At 70.4% G+C, this 19561-nt stretch carries 18 protein-coding genes; 10 read left to right on the top strand and 8 right to left on the bottom strand.

Features of this window, described 5'->3' with window-relative positions:
- The first annotated feature begins 7 nt into the window (after positions 1-7).
- The 8 genes from OG798_RS46120 to OG798_RS46155 all read left to right on the top strand — a co-directional run bounded on the left by OG798_RS46120 (position 8) and on the right by OG798_RS46155 (position 8030).
- Complete coding sequence (locus OG798_RS46120) at positions 8-316, top strand: HypC/HybG/HupF family hydrogenase formation chaperone (RefSeq protein WP_095857564.1); 309 nt, start codon at positions 8-10, stop codon at positions 314-316.
- Positions 313-1437: a hydrogenase formation protein HypD gene (gene hypD, locus OG798_RS46125; protein WP_095851011.1), complete on the top strand. Its 1125-nt coding sequence runs from the start codon at positions 313-315 to the stop codon at positions 1435-1437. Before OG798_RS46120 ends, hypD begins: the two co-directional genes overlap by 4 nt.
- Positions 1430-2518: a hydrogenase expression/formation protein HypE gene (gene hypE, locus OG798_RS46130; RefSeq protein ID WP_328759047.1), complete on the top strand. Its 1089-nt coding sequence runs from the start codon at positions 1430-1432 to the stop codon at positions 2516-2518. Before hypD ends, hypE begins: the two co-directional genes overlap by 8 nt.
- A 384-nt stretch (positions 2519-2902) precedes the next feature.
- Positions 2903-3724: an SDR family oxidoreductase gene (locus OG798_RS46135; protein ID WP_328760166.1), complete on the top strand. Its 822-nt coding sequence runs from the start codon at positions 2903-2905 to the stop codon at positions 3722-3724.
- Between the two features lie 767 nt (positions 3725-4491).
- Positions 4492-5286: a SigB/SigF/SigG family RNA polymerase sigma factor gene (locus OG798_RS46140; RefSeq protein ID WP_351527002.1), complete on the top strand. Its 795-nt coding sequence runs from the start codon at positions 4492-4494 to the stop codon at positions 5284-5286.
- Between the two features lie 463 nt (positions 5287-5749).
- Entirely contained in the window at positions 5750-6430 is a 681-nt protein-coding gene (locus OG798_RS46145) for an ABC transporter permease (RefSeq protein ID WP_067360371.1), read from the top strand.
- Positions 6427-7098 (top strand): ABC transporter permease, encoded by a 672-nt coding sequence (locus OG798_RS46150; protein ID WP_097223759.1) that lies wholly within the window; start codon positions 6427-6429, stop codon positions 7096-7098. The genes OG798_RS46145 and OG798_RS46150 overlap by 4 nt, the downstream gene beginning before the upstream one ends.
- Positions 7095-8030 (top strand): ABC transporter substrate-binding protein, encoded by a 936-nt coding sequence (locus OG798_RS46155; protein ID WP_328759048.1) that lies wholly within the window; start codon positions 7095-7097, stop codon positions 8028-8030. The genes OG798_RS46150 and OG798_RS46155 overlap by 4 nt, the downstream gene beginning before the upstream one ends.
- A 25-nt stretch (positions 8031-8055) precedes the next feature.
- Here OG798_RS46155 and OG798_RS46160 read toward each other — a convergent pair whose 3' ends face one another.
- A complete protein-coding gene (locus tag OG798_RS46160) occupies positions 8056-8895 on the bottom strand; it encodes a DUF1206 domain-containing protein (RefSeq protein ID WP_120986565.1) in 840 nt (279 codons plus the stop codon).
- Positions 8896-9295: 400 nt separating this feature from the next.
- On the opposite strand from OG798_RS46160, the gene OG798_RS46165 reads away from it, so the two are divergent.
- Both OG798_RS46165 and OG798_RS46170 read left to right on the top strand, forming a co-directional pair.
- Complete coding sequence (locus OG798_RS46165) at positions 9296-9844, top strand: hypothetical protein (protein ID WP_328759049.1); 549 nt, start codon at positions 9296-9298, stop codon at positions 9842-9844.
- Positions 9841-10239 (top strand): hypothetical protein, encoded by a 399-nt coding sequence (locus OG798_RS46170; RefSeq protein WP_121414038.1) that lies wholly within the window; start codon positions 9841-9843, stop codon positions 10237-10239. The genes OG798_RS46165 and OG798_RS46170 overlap by 4 nt, the downstream gene beginning before the upstream one ends.
- A gap of 145 nt (positions 10240-10384) precedes the next feature.
- On the opposite strand, the gene OG798_RS46175 is transcribed toward OG798_RS46170, so the two are convergent.
- The 7 genes from OG798_RS46175 to rhaI all read right to left on the bottom strand — a co-directional run bounded on the left by OG798_RS46175 (position 10385) and on the right by rhaI (position 19357).
- Positions 10385-11569, bottom strand: a complete 1185-nt coding sequence (locus OG798_RS46175; protein WP_120986569.1) for an ABC transporter ATP-binding protein — start codon at positions 11567-11569, stop codon at positions 10385-10387.
- 22 nt (positions 11570-11591) lie between these two features.
- Positions 11592-12239, bottom strand: a complete 648-nt coding sequence (locus tag OG798_RS46180) for a LutC/YkgG family protein (RefSeq protein WP_121414037.1) — start codon at positions 12237-12239, stop codon at positions 11592-11594.
- The gene (locus OG798_RS46185; RefSeq protein WP_328759050.1) at positions 12236-13717 is read right to left on the bottom strand and encodes a LutB/LldF family L-lactate oxidation iron-sulfur protein; all 1482 of its coding nucleotides are present in this window, start codon (positions 13715-13717) and stop codon (positions 12236-12238) included. The genes OG798_RS46180 and OG798_RS46185 overlap by 4 nt, the downstream gene beginning before the upstream one ends.
- A complete protein-coding gene (locus OG798_RS46190) occupies positions 13714-14469 on the bottom strand; it encodes a (Fe-S)-binding protein (protein WP_097223753.1) in 756 nt (251 codons plus the stop codon). Before OG798_RS46190 ends, OG798_RS46185 begins: the two co-directional genes overlap by 4 nt.
- A gap of 96 nt (positions 14470-14565) precedes the next feature.
- Positions 14566-16014 (bottom strand): rhamnulokinase, encoded by a 1449-nt coding sequence (locus tag OG798_RS46195; protein ID WP_328759051.1) that lies wholly within the window; start codon positions 16012-16014, stop codon positions 14566-14568.
- Positions 16011-18050, bottom strand: a complete 2040-nt coding sequence (locus OG798_RS46200) for a bifunctional aldolase/short-chain dehydrogenase (protein WP_328759052.1) — start codon at positions 18048-18050, stop codon at positions 16011-16013. The genes OG798_RS46195 and OG798_RS46200 overlap by 4 nt, the downstream gene beginning before the upstream one ends.
- Positions 18051-18196: 146 nt before the next feature.
- Positions 18197-19357, bottom strand: coding sequence for an L-rhamnose isomerase (gene rhaI / locus OG798_RS46205; RefSeq protein ID WP_095850997.1), 1161 nt, complete (start codon positions 19355-19357; stop codon positions 18197-18199).
- Positions 19358-19561: the final 204 nt, after the last annotated feature.

The raw sequence follows: 19561 nt of genomic DNA on the forward strand, positions 1-19561 counted from the left end.
GAGGCTCATGTGCCTGGCGGTACCCGGCAGAGTGCTGGACATCGAGGAACGGGACGGCACCCGGATGGCCAACGTCGACTTCGGCGGTGTGGTCAAGGAGGTGTGCCTGGAGTACCTGCCCGACCTCCAGGTCGGTGAGTACGCCATCGTGCACGTCGGATTCGCCCTGCAGCGCCTCGACGAGGAGTCGGCGAAGCAGACGCTCGAACTGTTCGCCACCCTCGGCCTGCTGCAGGAGGAGTTCGGCGACCCCTGGGAGATGGCCGCAGAGGTGGGCGAGACCCTGCCGTCCGCGGGAGAGGAGGCGCGGAAGTGAAGTACATCGACGAGTTCCAGGACCCCGACCTGGCACGTCGGCTGCTCGACGACATCCACTCCACGGTGACCAGGCCATGGGCGCTGATGGAGGTCTGTGGCGGACAGACGCACACCATCATCCGCCACGGCATCGACCAACTCCTGCCGGACCAGGTCGAGTTGATCCACGGTCCGGGGTGTCCCGTGTGTGTGACCCCGTTGGAGGTCATCGACAAGGCGCTGGAGATCGCCTCCCGGCCGGGGGTGATCTTCTGTTCCTTCGGCGACATGCTCCGGGTGCCCGGCACGGGACGGGACCTGTTCCAGGTGCGGAGCGCGGGCGGCGACGTACGGGTCGTGTACTCGCCGCTCGACGCCCTGCGGATCGCCCAGCAGAACCCCGACCGCGAGGTCGTCTTCTTCGGCATCGGCTTCGAGACGACCGCGCCGCCCAACGCGATGACGGTGTATCAGGCCCGCAAGCTCGGCATCCCGAACTTCAGCCTGCTGGTGTCCCACGTCCGCGTACCGCCCGCCATCGAGGCGATCATGCAGTCACCGACCTGCCGCGTCCAGGGCTTCCTGGCGGCCGGGCACGTGTGCAGCGTGATGGGGGTGGGGGAGTACCCGGAACTGGCGGAGCGCTTCCGGGTCCCGATCGTCGTGACCGGATTCGAGCCCCTGGACATCCTCGAAGGCGTACGCCGGACCGTGGCGCAGCTGGAGCGCGGCGAGCACACCGTCGACAACGCCTACCCCCGTGCCGTCCGCCCGGAAGGGAATCCGGCGGCGCGGGCCATGCTGGAGGATGTCTTCGAGGTCACCGACCGGGCCTGGCGCGGCATCGGGGTGATCCCCGACAGCGGCTGGCGGCTGTCCCCGAAGTACCGGGAGTACGACGCCGAGCACCGTTTCTCGGTCGACGGCATCCAGACCCGCGAACCGGCCGCCTGCCGCAGTGGCGAGGTCCTGCAGGGCCTGCTCAAGCCGCACGAGTGCGAGGCGTTCGGCACGCTCTGCACCCCTCGCACCCCGCTCGGCGCCACCATGGTCTCCAGCGAGGGCGCCTGCGCCGCGTACTACCTCTACCGGCGCCTGGACCTCACCCCCGCGCCCCGGGAGGCGACCCCCGTTGTCTGAGACCATCGGCACCACCGAACTCCGTACGCCCGTACTCGACCCCGCCGCCTGGACCTGCCCGGCGCCGCTGCGCGACCAGCCGCGGATCGTCATGGGCCACGGGGGAGGCGGAGCCCTGTCCGCCGAACTCGTCCAGCACGTCTTCGCGCCCGCGTTCGGCGGTGACGTGCTCGCCCAGCTGGGCGACGCCGCGGCACTGTCGTTGGGCGGTGTCCGGATGGCCTTCTCCACCGACTCCTTCGTGGTGCGGCCACTGTTCTTCCCCGGCGGCAGCATCGGTGACCTCGCCGTCAACGGCACCGTCAACGACCTCGCCATGAGCGGCGCCCGGGCCGCCTACCTCTCCTGCGGCTTCATCCTGGAGGAGGGCGTCGAGATGGAGACCGTCGCCCGCGTGGCCGAGGCATTCGGCGCGGCGGCGCGGACCGCGGGCGTCGAGGTCGCGACCGGCGACACCAAGGTGGTGGAGGCCGGGCACGGCGACGGGATCTTCATCAACACGGCCGGGATCGGGCTCATCCCGGCGGGCGTCGACCTGCGCCCGCAGCGGGTCGTGCCCGGCGATGTCGTGCTGGTCAGCGGTGCGATCGGCGTGCACGGTGTGGCGATCATGAGCGTGCGTGAGGGCCTGGAGTTCGGGGTGGAGATCGAGAGCGACTGTGCGGCGCTCGGCGGTCTGGTCGACGCCATGCTCGCCGTCACCCCGGATCTGCATGTGCTGCGCGATCCCACCCGGGGCGGGCTGGCCGCCGCCCTGAACGAGATCGCGGCGGCCTCGGGCACCGGCGTCGTCATCCGGGAGCGTGACGTCCCGGTCCCACCGGCCGTCGCCAACGCCTGCGCCGTGCTGGGCCTCGACCCGATGTACGTGGCCAACGAGGGCAAGCTGGTGGCGTTCGTGCCCCGCGAGCACGCCGACGCCGTTCTGGACGCCATGCGGGCGCACCCGCTGGGCACGGAGTCGAGGATCATCGGCGAGGCCGTGGACGCCCATCCGGGCATGGTGGTGGCCCGCACCGGGCTGGGCGGCACCCGGGTGGTCGACCTGCCGATCGGGGAACAGTTGCCGAGGATCTGCTGACGCGTGGCGGGACGGCGGCGCGGGCGCCCCGTCTCACCCGCGCTCCCGTCCTTCCATTGCGCTGCCCGACCGCACGTGAGAATATCGTTCTCATTTTGAAGAACGAACTTCTTTGCTGCGGTTGAACTCAACGACGACACCCCGTCTCGAGATCGTCCGACGCGTCCCGGGGACCCTGTGGGAGCCGGCGGTCGGCGGCGCCGTGCATCACGCCGTCGAACTGGAACGCCACGGTTTCGTCCGGGAGGCGACGCGCAAGGGTACCGGCGGCGCCCCGTTCGTGTTCCTGCGCAGCCCGGCCAGCGGCTACCGCGTCGAGCTGGTGAGCCGGGTGGCCCAGCAGAGCCTGGAACGGTTCTGGGGGATGAGCGCACGACCGTCGGGATCGTCACCGGCGCCGGCCGCGGGATGGGTCTGGCCTGCGCGCGGCGGCTCGCCGACCAGGTGGACAGGCTGCTCCTCGTCGACCGGGACGAGGCGACCGTGACCGCGGCCGCCAGGGACCTGTCCGCCACCGGGCAGGGGGCCGTCGTCGAACCGTTCGTCCTCGACATCACCGATGCCGCGGTTCTGGCCGGACTCGCCGCACGCGTCGGCGAACTGGGCACCCTGCGTGCCGTCGCCCACGCCGCGGGCATCTCGCCCACCATGGCCGACTGGCGTCGTATCTTCACCGTCGACCTCGTCGGGACCGCGCTGCTGGCCCGGACGCTTCGCCCGCTCGCGACCGAGGGCACGGCCCTGGTGTGCTTCGCGTCGATGGCCCCGCTGCTCGGCGGCACCGGTCCCGCCCCGGCCGTCGACGCGGTGCTGGACGACCCGCTCGACGAGGGGTTCCTCGACCGCGTCCAGGAGGCCGTCGGGCCGGGCGTCGAGGACACCGGCATCGCGTACGCGTGGGCCAAGCGCGGGGTGCACCGCTTCGTCCAGCGCGAGGCGGTGCGCATCGGCCCGCTCGGTGCCCGTGTCTGCTCGGTGTCCCCCGGGCTGATCGACACTCCTCAGGGGCGGCAGGAATCCGTGAGCCATCCGGGGACGGAGAGGTTGCTGCGGCAGACTCCGCTCGGCCGGCAGGGGCGGTCCGAGGACGTCGCCGCGGCCGTCGCCTTCCTGTTGTCGTCCGAGGCCGGTTTCCTCAGCGGGATCGACCTCCTCGTGGACGGCGGGGTGTGCGCCGCCGTCCGGACCCGAGCCGGCCGCACGTGAGTCCCTACGCGACTCCAGCGCCCGCTGGATGCCCACGAGGGTGCCGGCGTCCTGGAGCGCGAACTCCTTGAACTGGACACCACTCCCGTTCCCAGGTCCGGGTAGTGCTCGGTCCAGCTGCCCTCGGCCGGCTTCGGATAAAGGGCTATCGCGTCAGTCCTCCGATATGGGCGTTGACTGAACAGTTACGGTCGCACAGGCGAGAATTGCGTTCTCCTCAATGAGTATTAGATTTCCACGGTGCGGCTGCCCCGTGAACGGTCGGCGGAGGTCCGGGTGAATCCGGGGTCACGTGCCCGTGGGGCGCGACTCGTACGCGCGTTGTTCCGGCGGGTCGGCTCGTCACCTGTGCCGATGCGCCCCGCCTCGGATCCGCCCCGTGAATCCGGCGCCGAATCGCTCGTTCGCGCGACGCGTTGCGCGGTGAATTGCTCGGCGGCATTGCGGAGAGCGTGGAAATCGCGCGTCGCGGAGGCGGAGATCGTGCGGTGAATTCGCGGCGTACGGATATGGATTCGCGGACGATGCATGACGCTCCAGAATCGCCCCCTCGCCCGGCGTCACTCCCCTTGGATGATTCTCCGGGATTGTTTCGCGCTTGTTTGGGTGACCGGTATGGGGGAATTGTCCTATCAGTGCTTCGGACAGGAGGCACGTCCGTGGGAGCTGGTCCGCCAGATCGCCGGATGGTCTCCCGTCCGGTTTTTTGTGCGCGCCCTCCCATGGGGACTGCCCCGTCGGCAACCCCTGAGGGAGTTGTGAGCACTATGCGCATGACGTCCGGCACCAAAAGACACCCCCATGACGACGCCCCCGACACCGCCGCGGCCTTCGTCCGCCTCGCGGGCCTGCCCGCCGGGCCCGAGCGGGAGGCGCTTCGCGAGGAGATCATCCGGTCCTGGCTGCCCATGTCGGAGCGTGTAGCCGGCCGCTACCGGGGCAAGGGCGAGTCGGTCGAGGACCTCAATCAGGTGGCCGCGCTCGGCCTGGTCAAGGCCGTCGACCGCTACGACCCCGAGCTCGGCAACGCCTTCGAGAGCTACGCCGTCCCGACCATCACCGGCGAGATCAAGCGCCACTTCCGCGACCACATGTGGACCCTGCACGTCCCGCGCCGCGTCCAGGACGTGCGCAACAGGGTGCGCGCGGCCCTCAAGGACCTGTCGCAGACGATGCAGGGCCAACGACCCACCGTCGCCGAGATCGCCGCGTACGCGCACCTGACCGAGGACGAGGTACGTACCGGTCTCGAGGCCCTGGACAGCTTCTCCGCGCTCTCCCTGGACGCCGAACTGCCGGGCGGGGACGACGGCTACGCGCTCAACGACGCGCTGGGCGCGCGCGACACCGGATTCGACCTGGTCATCGATCGCGAGTCGGTGAAGCCGGCCCTGCACGAGCTCCCCGAGCGCGAACGGGCCATCCTCTACCTGCGCTTCTTCCAGGGCATGACGCAGAGCTGCATCGCCGATCAGCTCGGCATCTCGCAGATGCACGTCTCGCGCCTCCTCAGCGACTGCTGCGCCACCCTGCGCGAACAGGTGCTCTCCGATGCGGCATAGCCCACGGGTGGTGGGCACACCCGGCCGCCCGGGGGGTTGCCCCGGCCGGGCGGTCGGAGGCGAGCTCACTGCCGAACCCTCCCGGGAGCGGTTGGCCAGCGGGCCACCTCTTTCTGAACTACCTGGGAGGATCAGATCCAAACAAATTCCGCGCCTATGGGGCCGGGTGACTGTCGGGGATCTGCGTGGGTCCGTACTTGTCGAGCGTGTCCTCCAGGTCGTGTGCTGTGCTGGTCGGCCTCTTCCCACAGCTCGACCATCCGGTCCGCCGTGTCGGAAGGCGAAGCCGACTCCTGCGGCGTGTCGCACGGTTCGGCGCCTCCCGAACGGGCGTCTGACGTCATCGTCCCCTCCGGAGCCTGGATCCTGGCGGCGGAAACCGTAGCGCGGGGTGTACTCAGCGACACCCCGTACGGGTCACCAGAACGCGCCGACTCCCGCCCGCCTCCGATGGAATGGACGCGTGACCGCGCCCCCGGACGACTGTCTCGCCCGCAACGAGTGGATCTGCGGTGAGTATCTGAGCACGCGCCGCCAGATCCTCCTGGACGCGGTCGTCCAGCACCTCCAGCTCACGGCGGTCTCCGTGCTCGTCGGACTCGTCATCGCGGTGCCGCTGGCCGTCCTGGCCCGGCGCTGGGGCTGGGCGGCCGGACCCGTCCTCGCGGTGACCACGATCCTCTACACCATCCCGTCCCTCGCGATGTTCTCGCTGCTCCTGCCCGTGTACGGGCTGTCGGCCACGCTGGTCGTCTCCGGACTCGTCCTCTACTCGCTGACCCTCCTCGTCCGCAACATCCTCGCGGGCCTGCGCGCCGTCCCCGAGGAGACCCGGCAGGCCGCCCGCGGCATGGGATACGGGCCCATCCGCCTCCTGCTCACCGTGGAACTGCCGCTCGCGGTGCCCGCCTCGATGGCCGGACTGCGCATCGCCACCGTCTCGGCGGTCTCACTGGTGACGGTCGGCGCGATCGTCGGCTTCGGGGGACTCGGCAATCTCATCTACGCGGGCATGAACACCTACTTCAAGGCGCAGGTCCTCACCGCGTCCGTACTCTGCGTCGTCATCGCCGTCGCCGCGGACCTCCTTCTGCTCGCGGTACAGCGGCTCATCACCCCCTGGACGCGGGCGGCCCGCGGATGAACGCCCTGACCGGGGCCTGGGACTGGCTCGGCGACCCCACGCACTGGTCCGGGGACGACGGCGTCTGGCACCGCCTCGCCCAGCACCTCGTCCTGACCGTCGTCTGCCTCGTCATCAGCTGCCTCGTCGCGCTGCCCGTCGCCCTCGTCCTGGGCCACCTCGGCAAGGGCGGCGCGCTCGCCGTCAACATCTCCAACATCGGCCGCGCCGTCCCCACCTTCGCCGTACTGGTCCTCCTGCTGCTCACCCCGCTCGGCAAGTGGGGCGAGGGCCCGACCGTCGTCGCGCTGGTCCTCTTCGCCGTACCACCGCTGCTCACCAACGCCTACGTCGGGATGCGCGAGGTCGACCGGAGCGTGGTGCGCTCGGCGCGAGGCATGGGGATGACCGGCCGACAGATGCTGTTGCACGTAGAACTGCCGCTTTCGCTCCCGATGGTCATGAACGGCGTACGGATCGCCGCGGTCCAACTCGTCGCGACCGCCACGATCGCCGCGCTCGCGGGCGGCGGCGGACTCGGCCGGATCATCACCGCGGGCTTCAACCTGGCGAGCACCCCGCAGGTGGTCGCCGGCGCGATACTCGTCGCCGTGTTCGCCCTGATCGTCGAGGGAATCTTCGAGATCGCCGAACGGCTGGCACCACGCTGGGCGAGGGGCATCCGATGAGGCGAGGCGGGGCCCTGCTGAGCCTGGTCCTGCTGACCGGCTGCGGCAGCGGCCCGTCCCTGGAGAACCGCGGCGCGGTCACCGCGCCACCCGGCGACAGCAAGCACCTGACCATCGGCTCGGCCGGGTTCACCGAGAGCGACCTGCTGGCCCAGATGTACGCGCTGCTGCTCGACCAGGCCGGATACAAGACCTCCATGCTGACGGTCGCCAACCGCGAACTCTACGAACCCGCCCTGGAATCCGGCCAGATCGACGTGGTACCGGAGTACGCGGCCACCTTCGCCGACTGGCTGAACGCCAAGACCCACGGGGCGGACGCGCCGCCCGTCGGCTCACCCGATCTCGCCACCACGATGAAGGCGCTCCGGTCGCTCGCCGCACCGCGCGGCCTCACCGTCCTCGACCCCGGCAGGGCCGTCGACCAGAACGCCTTCGCGGTGACGGCGGCGTACGCCGGGCAGCATCACCTGAAGACGCTCAGCGACCTCGGCGCGTCCCATCTTCCGGTACGGCTCGCGGCGGGCGACGAGTGCGTCCAACGGCCCTACTGCGAGCCGGGGTTGAAGAAGACGTACGGCATCGACATCACCGGCGTCGACCCGAAGGGCGTGGGCACCACCCAGGCGAAGCGGGCCGTGCAGAGTGGTCAGGACCAGATGCTCCTGACCACGACGACGGACGCGACGCTCGACGAGTTCGGCCTCGTCCTCCTCGCCGACGACAAACATCTGCAGAACGCCGACTACATCGTGCCCGTCATCAACCGCTCGCGAGCCGGCAGCGAGGGCGTCACCAAGGCACTCGGCAAGCTCAACGACGTACTCACCACCGCGGACCTGGCATCGATGAACCGGCAGGTGGACAGCTGGCGACGGCTGCCCGAGGACGTGGCGCGGACCTATCTGAAGGACAAGGGTCTGCTGAAGTGACGCCCTCAGAGGCCCTCAGGCGCCCTCAGACCCGGCGCCAGCGGGCCATCGCGAAGGAGAACAGACCGAACAGCACGAGGCCGGCGGCGACGCACACCAGCAGCCACGGTCCCGCCGGGGTGTGGGCGAACGAGCGGATCGTGTCGTCCAGTCCCTTCGCCCGGTCGGGTTCGTAGTCGATCGCCGCGCGCACGGCAAAGCACCCCGCCGCGGCGAACACCAGCCCGCGCGCCGCGCCACCGCCCACACCGGTCACATCCACCAGCCGCCGCGTGCGCGCCGACATCTGACCGAGCTTCAGCTTCTTGTGGTACTTGCGCAACACGGCCCGCCCGCCGATCAGCAGACCCGCCACGACGATGCCGACTCCGGCGGCTCCGACGATCCACTGCCCCGCAGGCAGATCCAGCACCTTGGCCGTCACATCCCGCGACTGCTGGTCGCTCGAACCCTTCCCGCCACTGCCCGAGCCCGCCGCGAACGACAGCACCGAGTAGGCGACGAACGCGTAGAACACGAAGCGCACGGCCGACAGCAGTCGCTTCTTCGCCGCCCGGCCGTCCGGCCCGGCGGAACCGAAGCACGCCTCGGACAGCCGCCACAACGCCATGCCGACGAGGCCGACAGTCAGCGCCCACAGCAGCACCGCGCCGAAGGGCTGCTGCGCGATCTCCGCGACGGCACCGTTGCGGTCCGCCTGCTTCTTCCCGTCCCCGAAGGCGATCCGCAGTGCCAGCACACCGACCAGCAGGTAGATCACGCCCCGCGCGGTCAGACCCGCCCGGGCGGCGTACTCCACCCCCGAGCCCCTCGCCGCGCGCCGAGCCTTGATGCGTCCGGTCCGTGCCGTCGCACTTGCGTTCATGTGGACCTCCCGCGGAACGGGTGCCCTCGCATCGGAGAGACATACGTGTGCGGGAGTGGCCAGATTGCGGCGTTCCGATGCCGGATGAGGCCTTCCTCCCGGCCCTTGGCTCGCTACGCTGGAGAGGGATGCTTTGCCACGGGGGGTTCACATGGGCAGTGCGCGATTCCGGACTCAGAGCAAATCTACTCAGGCCAAGGCCACGCCCCGGCCCACCACCGAGACTGAGCCGGAAGTGAGGCAGCCGACCAGCCGATGGCACGAGGTTGAGCCGCCGGCGCGGCAGCCGACCAGTCAGGGGCAAGGGGTTGAGCTGCCACCGAGGCAGCCCACCAGCCGATGGCACGAGGTTGAGCCGCCGGCGCGGCAGCCGACCAGTCGAGTGCAGGAGGTTCGGCGCGTGCGAGACAACTCGGACGTGCACCCGCTCATCGACTACGCCGACTACGACAGGTTGCTGCGCCTGGCCCGTGAGCCGAGCCCCGAGCAGATCAGCCGCCTGCGTCCCGACGAGCCGACAACTCCGTTGGTGTATGTCTTCGGCCCGATCACCGACAGCCAGGTGGCGATCAACTCCCAAGGGAATGTCACCCAGAATCGGACCGACTTACGGCCCGAGCAGTTGTACCGGGCGCAGTTCCAGCCGGCGCGGCGTGCCGACCCCGTACAGGTGGTGGAAACGCTGCGGGTCGAAGTCGATCGGCTGGGGCTCGACCTCTACTCGCAGTACGTCATTCGGCAGGCCGCGGCGGTGATCAAGGTGGAGCTGGGCCGCCCCCGGATCAATGAGGAACGTGTCCGCAGGGCCGTCGAGCAGATCCTCGCCTGCCTGGCCGGGCAGCTCGGCGGCGCCCCGCTCACCGCCCGTCTGGCGGCCCTGTCGGCTCGCCTGGAGGCTGTCCTCGGTAGCGCGCCGGAAGAGAACTCCGGTTCAGGAGGCGTACGTTGACGAGTTCGGGCGGTGCCCAGTTCCACGGGCCCATTCACGGCAGCCAGATCGCGATCGGCGGTCACCACGTGACCCAGCATCAGTACGTGACGGCCGACGAGGGGGCGAGCGCCAGGCTCGCCGAGGTCGTACGGTCGTTGCTCGCGGCGCTGGAGACGCTCGGCCTGGCGGCCGAGGACGAGACCGCCGTGCGCCAGGACGCCGAGGCCGCTCTGGCGGAGGCCGCCCGGTCCCAGCCGGACGTGGGACGCCTGCGCGGTCTGCTGGGCCGGATCAGGACCGTACTCGCATCGGTGGCGGCCGGCGCGGCCACGGGGGCTGCCGCGGGCGCCGGCACCGGAGCGGCCGAGCTGGCACACGCCGTGCTCGTCGACCTGCAGAACGCCCTGCCCTGAGTCGCGCCGGGGGACGCTCCAAGGGGCGCCCCGAAGGGGCGCGGGGAACTGCGCGCTCAGCCACAACAGCCCCGCAGCCAAAGCACGACCCGCACTCCGCAGCCAAAATCCGACCCGCACCCCACGGCCCAACCCAGCGGAGCGCTCACGCATCGGAGATCGAGTCGAACGACACCTGCCCCCGCCGCACCCCCCGCGCATCCGCGTCCACCGACCGCCGCAGCGCCTCGTGCAGTTTCGCCGGGGTGAGTACGCCGAGGAAGCGGGTCCCGTCCAGTACCGCGACCCAGCCCGCGTCGTGCTGGAGCATCACGCTGAAGGCCTGCTTCAGCGGGGCGCCCACCGGGACCCATGCCGGGGGGCCGGGGGTGTCCCCCGGAGAGTGCAGCATTCGGTGGGCGCGGTCGCCGACGGACCCGCCCGCCGCCAACTCGTCGACGCCCACCCACCCGTGCAGATCGTCCTCCGCGTCCAGGACGACCGCCCATCGCGCGCCCTGCGCGCGCAAGCGGGCGACCGCCGTCTCGGCGGGCTCGTCAAGGCGGGCGACGGGCGGCTGTTCCAGGTCGCCGGGCTCGATGTCGGTGACCGACAGCCGCTTCAGCCCGCGGTCGGCGCCGACGAACTCGGCGACGTAGGGAGTGGCCGGGGTGCCCAGCACGGCCCCCGGCGTGTCGAACTGCTCGATGCGGCCCTGCCCGTACACCGCGATGCGGTCGCCGAGCCGTACCGCCTCCTCGATGTCGTGCGTGACCAGCAGCACCGTCTTGCGCACGGCCTCCTGCATGCGCAGGAACTCGTCCTGCAACTGTTCCCGGACCACCGGGTCGACGGCCCCGAAGGGCTCGTCCATCAGCAGTACGGGTGGATCGGCGGCGAGCGCCCGGGCCACCCCGACCCGCTGGCGCTGGCCGCCCGACAGCTGTTCCGGATAGCGCGAGCCGTACGTCTTCGGGTCCAGGCCCACCAGATCGAGCAGCTCCGCGGCGCGCGTCCGCGCCTTCGCCCTCTTCCAGCCGATGAGCGTCGGCACGGTCGCCGTGTTGTCGAGGATCGTCCGGTGCGGGAACAGGCCCACCTGCTGGATGACGTACCCGATCCGCCTCCGCAGCCGCACCGGGTCGACCGTGGCGACGTCCTGGCCGTTCACGAAGATCCGGCCGGAGGTCGGTTCGATCAGCCGGTTCACCATCATCATGGTCGTCGTCTTGCCGCAGCCCGACGGGCCGACGAGCGTGACGAGTTCGCCCTCCGCGACCTCGAACGAGAGGCCGTCCACGGCCGTCGTGCCGTCCGGGTAGCGCTTGGTGACCTGTTCGAACCGGATCATCTCCTCACGCTAACCGCGCAGGTCACTCCCCGCTCACCAGCACCACTTCCAGGGTGCGCGGACCGTGCACCCCCTCGACCCGGTCGAGCTCGATGTCGCTGGTCGCCGAAGGGCCGGAGATCCAGGTCAGCGGGCGGGTCGGATCCAGGCGCTCCAGGGCCTGAGGCACGGAGGAGACGACTTGATCGGGGACGCGGACGACACAGATGTGGTGATCGGGGACCAGCGTGATGCGACGGCGTCCCTGGTCCGGGCCGCCGTCCAGGACGAGGGTGCCGGTCTCGGCGATGGCGAGCGCGCAGCCCGTGACCACGCTCTCGACCTTGTCGAGTTCGTGCGGCGTGCTCGCGGCGCGGTCGTGCACGCGGGTGGGATCGGCGGCCGACATCCACTCCGGCGGGAGCCCCGGGGGAACGAGCACGTACTGGGGTCCCCGCGCGGCGAGCAGCCGCATGATGAGGTACGGCAGTTCTTCCGCGTCTGTGCGGTGCACGATCGCCCGGTAGTCCGCCAGGTTCTCCGCCAGCAGATCCACCGTCTGCTCGACACTCCGCCCCCCGTGCTCGCGCAGGTACCCCCGCTCAACGGCCTGCTCGTACGGCGTGTCGTCCCGCGGCACGTCGGCGAGCGCGCGCCGCACCCGCCCCAGGATCAGATCCCTGCTGCTCACTTGTCCGTGTCCTTTCCGCCGTGCGTACGCTGCCACCAGTCGCGGAACGGCTCCGCGGGCACTGTCGGGAGATCCCGGGTGTCGCTCCATGCCTTGCCCGGACCGGGCAGCGAGCGTGGATGGAAGCGGCGGGTCCGGGAGGCGAGCCGCTGGCCGGTGCGCAGCGCGCCGGGGTGGCTGAACGCCCAGCGGGCTGCCCGCATCGCCGCCCGCTCGGCGGCGTGCCCCTTGGCGGGCTTGAGGACGACCTTGTTGCCCTCCCGCGTCGCCTGACCGCCCTCGGCGATCCGTTCGCGCAGGTGGACGAGGACCTCCGGGATGTCGATGGCGACCGGGCAGACCTCGTAGCAGGCGCCGCAGAGCGAGGAGGCGTACGGGAGCGAGGCGTCGATCTCGCTTGCGGTGCCCCGGAGTTGGGGGCTGAGGATCGCCCCGATCGGGCCGGGGTAGACCGAGCCGTAGGCATGGCCGCCCGCGCGCTCGTACACCGGGCAGACGTTGAGACACGCCGAGCAGCGGATGCAGCGCAGGGCTTGGCGGCCGACCTCGTCGGCGAGCGTGTCGGTGCGGCCGTTGTCGATGAGGACCAGGTGGAAGGTCTGGGGGCCGTCCGCATCCGTGGTGCCCGTCCACATCGAGGTGTACGGGTTCATACGCTCGGCGGTCGAGGAGCGGGGAAGGGTCTGGAGGAAGACCTCCAGGTCCTGCCAGGTCGGCACGATCTTCTCGATGCCGACGACCGAGATCAGCGTCTCGGGGAGGGTCAGGCACATCCGGCCGTTGCCCTCGGACTCCACGACCATCAGGGTGCCGGTCTCGGCGACCATGAAGTTGGCGCCGGAGATGCCGACCTTCGCGCGCAGGAACTTATCGCGCAGGTGCAGTCGGGCGGCTTCGGCCAGTTCGGCGGGCGTGTCGGTGAGGCCTTCCGGCGCCGGCCGGCCCCACTCGCCCATCTCGCGCGCGAAGATGTCGCGGATCTCGCCGCGGTTGCGGTGGATGGCCGGGACGAGGATGTGGGAGGGCCGGTCCTTGCCCAACTGCACGATGAGCTCGGCGAGATCGGTCTCGTAGGCGTGGATGCCCTCGGCCTCCAGGGCTTCGTTGAGGCCGATCTCCTGCGTGGCCATCGACTTGACCTTGACGACCTCGCTCTCCCCGGTCATCTTCACCAGGTCGGCGACGATCCGGTTGGCCTCGTCGGCATCGGCGGCCCAGTGCACGATGCCCCCGGCCGCGGTGACCGACTCCTCCAACTGCACGAGGTAGCGGTCGAGATGACGGAGCGTGTGGTCCTTGATCTGCTTGCCGGCCTCGCGCAGCGCGGCCCAGTCGTCGAGTTCCGCGACGGCGACCGCCCGCTTGGCGCGGATCGTGTGGGTGGCGTGGCGCAGATTGCCGCGCAGGGTCGGGTTGTTGACCGCCTCGTGCGCCGCCTTGGGAAACGCGGGCATACCGACGAACGTGCCACCGCTCATGCGCTCGGCTCCTCTTCCGTACCGGCCAGGATCTCCGCGATGTGCACGGGCCGCATCCGCGTCTCCAGCCGGGCCATCGTGCCGCCGATGTGCATCAGACAGGAGTTGTCGGCGGCGCACAGCACTTCCGCACCCGTCGACTCGGCGTTGTGCACCTTGTCGGCGCCCATCGCGGCCGAGACATCGGGGTTCTTGACGGCGAACGTGCCGCCGAAGCCGCAGCACTCGTCCGCGCCCGGCAACTCGCGCAGTTCGAGCCCCTTGACGGCCTGGAGGAGCCGGCGCGGCCGGTCGCCGAGCCCGAGACTGCGCAGCCCGTGACAGGTGGGGTGGTAGGTGACGGTGTGCGGGTAGTACGCGCCGACGTCCGTCACGCCGAGCACATCCACCAGGAACTCGGTGAGCTCGTACGTCTTCGGCACGACCGGGGCGAGCGTGGCCGCGAGGGTGTCCCCGCGGCCCTCCGCCCGCGCCCGCTCACCCATCCGCGGATACAGTTCCCGCACCATCGCGCCGCACGACCCGGACGGCGTCACGATCGCCTCGTACTCACCGAAGACATCGGAGAAATGCCGGGCCAGTGGCTCGGCCTCATGCCGGTAACCGGTGTTGTAGTGTGCCTGCCCGCAGCAGGTCTGCGCCATCGGGAAGTCGACCTCGACGCCCAGCCTGGTCAGCAGTTTCACCACGGCGCGGCCGGTGTCCGGATAGAGCGTGTCGTTGACACAGGTCAGGAACAGGGCGACACGCATCGCGGCTCCTTGGGATCGATCATCGGATGAGTGCAGGGTACGCGGAGCGAGAGCGGCAGGGGAGCCCCTGTTTCATGGACACGGGCGAGTCGCCGTTCACGGACGGGTGAGCCGGTCCTCCGCGGCGCGCCAGGCCGCCGCGTCGCCCCGGGGCTCGTACCGCCGCAACGGCTGCGTACGGGCGAGGAGTCGCCGCATCGACGTACGGTCGCCGACCAGACCGTGTGCGCGGGCCTGGACGAGGACGTTGCCGAGCGCGGCGGCCTCCGCCGGGCCGGCCACGACCGGCAGTCCGCAGGCGTCGGCCGTCAGTTGGCACAGGAGCTCGTTGCGGGTGCCGCCGCCGACGATGTGGACGACGTCGACCGGGTGGTCGGCGAGCGCCTCCGCCTCGCGGATCGCCCTGCGATGGGCGAGCGCGAGGGAGTCGAGAATGCAACGGGTGATCTCGGCGCGCGACGCGGGCACGGGCTGTCCCGACTCCCGGCAGGCGTCGGCGATCCGCTCCGGCATCCGGCCGGGGGCCAGGAAGGCGGCGTCGCCCGCGTCCACCACCGACCGCAGCGCGGGCACCTCCGCGGCGGCCCGCAGCAGCTCACCCAGATCGGGCTGCCCCCATTCCCGTACACACTCCTGGAGCAGCCACAGCCCCATGATGTTCCGCAGATAGCGGACCGTGCCGTCGAGGCCCAGTTCGTTGGTGAAGTTGGCCGCGCGGCTCGCCTCGGTGAGGACCGGCCGTTCCAGCTCCAGACCCGCCAGGGACCAGGTGCCGGTGCAGATGTACGCGAACCGCTCGCCCGCCGCCGGGACGGCGGCGACCGCGGACGCGGTGTCGTGCGAGCCGACGGTCGTCACCGGGACCGGGCTCCTCAGCCCGGTCTCCTCCAGGACCCGCGGGAGCAGCAGACCGGCCGGGTCGCCCGGCTGCCGCAGCGGCGCGAACAGCTTGAGGTCGATCCCGAGCCGGTCCGCGAGGTCGTGGGACCAGTCACGGGTGCGCGGGTCGATCAGCTGGGTGGTCGACGCGTTGGTGATCTCCGTGCCCGCCTCGCCCGTGAGCCAGTACGCCAGCAGGTCGGGAACGAGCAACAGCCGCTCGGCGGCGCCGAGTTGTGCCGTCGAGCGGGCCGCCGTGAGCTGGTACAGGGTGTTGAAGGGCGCGTACTGGAGCCCGGTCGCCGCGTACAGCTCGGCGGCGGGCAAGGTGGCCCACACTTTCTCCGCGACCCCCTCGGTGCGGGCGTCGCGGTAGTGCACCGGGTTGCCGAGCAGCGCGCCGTCGGCGTCCAGCAGCCCGTAGTCCACGGCCCAGCTGTCGATGCCGACGGAGTCGACCTGCCCGGCCGCCCGCAGTCCGTCGAGCACCCCCGCGTACAGCGAGAGGATGTCCCACCGCAGCCCCTCGGGTACCCGCACCGGCCGGTTCGGGAAGCGGTGCGCCTCCGTCAGCTCCAGCGCCTCGGGGCCGATGCGGCCGACCATGACGCGCCCGCTGGACGCGCCGAGGTCGACCGCGGCGAAGCTCTTCACGTGCTCGCTCATCGCAGGAAGGCCGCCGCGACACCCGCGTCGACCGGGACGTGCAGACCGGTGGTGTGGGTCAGATCCCCACCCGTCAGGGCGAACACGGCGTTCGCCACGTGCTCGGGCAGCACCTCGCGCTTGAGGATCGTCCGCTGGGCGTAGAACTCGCCGAGCTTCTCCTCCTCGATGCCGTAGGTCGCCGCGCGCTGTGCGCCCCAGCCGCCCGCGAAGATGCCCGAGCCGCGCACGACCCCGTCGGGATTGATGCCGTTCACCCGGATGCCGTGCTCGCCCAACTCGGCGGCAAGGAGCCGTACTTGATGCGCCTGGTCGGCCTTGGTGGCGGAGTACGCGATGTTGTTCGGACCGGCGAAGACGGAGTTCTTGGACGCGATGTAGACGATGTCCCCGCCCAGCTTCTGCTGGATCATCACCCGCGCCGCCTCCCTCGACACGAGGAAGGAGCCACGGGCCATGATGTCGTGCTGGAGGTCCCAGTCCTTCGCGGTGGTCTCGAGCAGCGGCTTGGAGATGGAGATGCCGGCGTTGTTCACCACCAGGTCGACGCCGCCGAAGGCGAGCACCGCCGCCTTGAAGGCTTCGGCGATCTGCTCCTCGGAGGTCACGTCGACGGTGACGGCGACGGCCTTGTCGGGGCCGCCCAGCGAGGAGGCGACCTCGGCGGCGTTCTCCGCGTCGAGATCGGCGATCACCACGCACGCGCCCTCGGCGACGAGCCGCTCGGCGATCGCCTTGCCGATCCCGCTGCCCGCCCCCGTCACCAGCGCCACCCGGGTGGCGAGCGGCTTCGGCTTCGGCATCCGCTGAAGCTTGGCCTCCTCCAGCGCCCAGTACTCGATGCGGAACTTCTCCGACTCCTCGATCGGCGCGTACGCCGAGACCGCCTCGGCGCCCCGCATCACGTTGATCGCGTTGACGTAGAACTCGCCGGCCACGCGCGCGGTCTGCTTGTCCTTGCCGAAGGAGAACATGCCGACACCGGGGATGAGCACGATCGCCGGGTCCGCACCGCGCATCGCGGGGGAGTCGGCGTCGGCGTGCCGCTGGTAGTAGGCGGCGTACTCCTCGCGGTACTCACCGTGCAGCTCCGTCAGCCGCGCGATCGCCGCGTCCAGTTCCACGGTCGGCGGCAGATCGAGGACGAGCGGCCGGACCTTGGTCCGCAGGAAGTGGTCGGGGCAGGAGGTGCCGAGCGCGGCGAGGCGCGGGTGCTCGGCGCTCGCGAGGAAGTCGAGGACGACGTCGGAGTCGGTGAAGTGACCGACCTGCGGCTTGTCCTGCGAGGCGAGGGCCCGGACGTACGGCGCCAGCGCCGCGGCCCGCTCCCGGCGCCGGGACGCCTCCAGGGCCGTGTACCCCTCGACGACGGGCCCGAAGGGCTCCGCCTTGCCACGCTCGACGAGGAACGCCTCGGCGGTGCGGATGATGTGCAGCGAGTTCCGCTCGCACTCCTGCGCCGTGTCGCCCCACGCCGTGATGCCGTGCCCGCCCAGGACGCAGCCGATCGCCCGCGGGTTGGCCTCCTTGACCGCCGCGATGTCCAGACCCAGCTGGAAGCCGGGCCGGCGCCACGGCACCCACACCACACTGTCGCCGAAACACTCGGCGGTCAGCTTCTCGCCGTCCGCCGCGCAGGCCAGCGCGATCCCGGAGTCGGGGTGCAGATGGTCGACGTGGGCCGCGTCCACCAGCCCGTGCATCGCCGTGTCGATGGACGGGGCCGCGCCGCCCTTGCCGTGCAGGCAGTAGTCGAACGCGGCGACCATCTCGTCCTCTCGCTCCACCCCCGGGTAGACCTCCGTCATCGCCCGCAGCCGGTCAAGCCGCAGCACGGCGAGCCCCGACTCGGTCAGCGTCCCGAGATCCCCACCCGACCCCTTCACCCACATCAGCTCGACATCACCGCCGGTCACAGGGTCGGTGTCGGTGCCTTTCGCGGAGGCATTGCCGCCCGCGTAGTTGGTATTACGAGGATCAGCACCGAGCCGGTGCGACCGAGCCAACAGAGCGGCGGCTTCGGGATGGGATGTCATGTTCCTAATCCTTAGAGAAAGAAGAGTGAAGAGAGTGACGTACCTGTGCTGCGGCGCGCCCCTCAGGGGCGCGGGGAACTGCGCGACCAGCCACATAAGGCCCGCAGCCTGCGACAAGCCGAACCAGGCAGACGAGACTCAGCTGCTCAGGCCCCCCACCCCGCCTGCTGCCCACCAACTCGCTCCGCCGCGATCTTCTCCCCCCACCCGGATCGGCGGTACGCCGAGACGGGATCCGCATCCAGCCCCAGTTCCTCGCGCACCTCACCCAGCAACGGCCGCACATCGGTGTTGTACGCGTCCATGATCACCGCGTTGGCCGCGAGCACATCCCCGGTACGCTGCGCGTCGGCCAGCGCCGCACCGTCCACGAGCAGCGCCTTCGCCGTCGCCTCCTGCACGTTCATCACGGAACGGATGATCGCCGGGATCTTCGCCTCGATGTTGTGGCACTGGTCGAGCATGAAGGCGACGTCCGGCGTGAAGCCACCGCCGCGGATCACCTCGTACATGATCCGGAACAGCTGGAAGGGATCGGCAGCACCGACCATCAGGTCGTCGTCGGCGTAGAACCGCGAGTTGAAGTCGAACGCGCCGAGCTTCCCCTCGCGCAGCAGCGTCGCGACGATGAACTCGATGTTGGTGCCGGGCGCGTGGTGCCCGGTGTCGACGACGACCTGCGCCTTCGGGCCGAGCTTGAGGCAGTGCGCGTACGCCGTGCCCCAGTCCGGGACGTCCGTCATGTAGAAGGCGGGCTCGAAGAACTTGTACTCCAGCAGCATTCGCTGGTCGTCCCCGAGTCGCTCGTAGACCTGGGCCAGGCCCTCGGCCAGCCGGTCCTGGCGCTCACGGATGTCGTCCTGACCGGGATAGTTCGTACCGTCGGCGAACCAGAGCTTCAGGTCCTTCGAACCCGTCGCGTCCATGATGTCCACGCACTCGAGCAGGTGATCGAGGGCCTTCCTGCGGACGGCGGCGTCCGGGTGACAGATCGAGCCGAGCCTGTAGTCGTCGTCCTGGAAGGTGTTGGAGTTGATCGCGCCCAACTTCAGGCCGCGCTCCTGCGCGTACTTCGCCAGCGCCCCATAATCGTCGACCTTGTCCCAGGGGATGTGCAGCGCGACGGTCGGCGCGGCCCCCGTGAAGGCGTGCACCTGGGCGGCGTCGTCCAGTTTCTCGCGCGGATTGCGCGGGACTCCGGGCTGCGCGAACACCTTGAAGCGGGTTCCCGAGTTCCCGTACGCCCACGAGGGCGTCTCTACTGCCTGGGTCTTGAGGGCGGTCTTCACCGCGGCAAGCTCGGTCACTTCGGGGCTCCTGTGACTTCGGGTGTGGCTTCGGTTTCGAACGACTTGTGGAGTCGGGTCCGAACTGCACTTCTGCCTGATCGGAACAGCTCTTCCGTCTGAAACGATCTGAAACGATTCAGAACGCCGAAGCTATGAGCCGTCCGAAGGCGTGTCAAGCCCCTGGATGAAGACCGCCCTTCGTGACTCGGTTGTGACCATCGG

Origin of the sequence: Streptomyces sp. NBC_00271 (assembly GCF_036178845.1) — a bacterium.
Classification (GTDB): Bacteria; Actinomycetota; Actinomycetes; order Streptomycetales; family Streptomycetaceae; genus Streptomyces.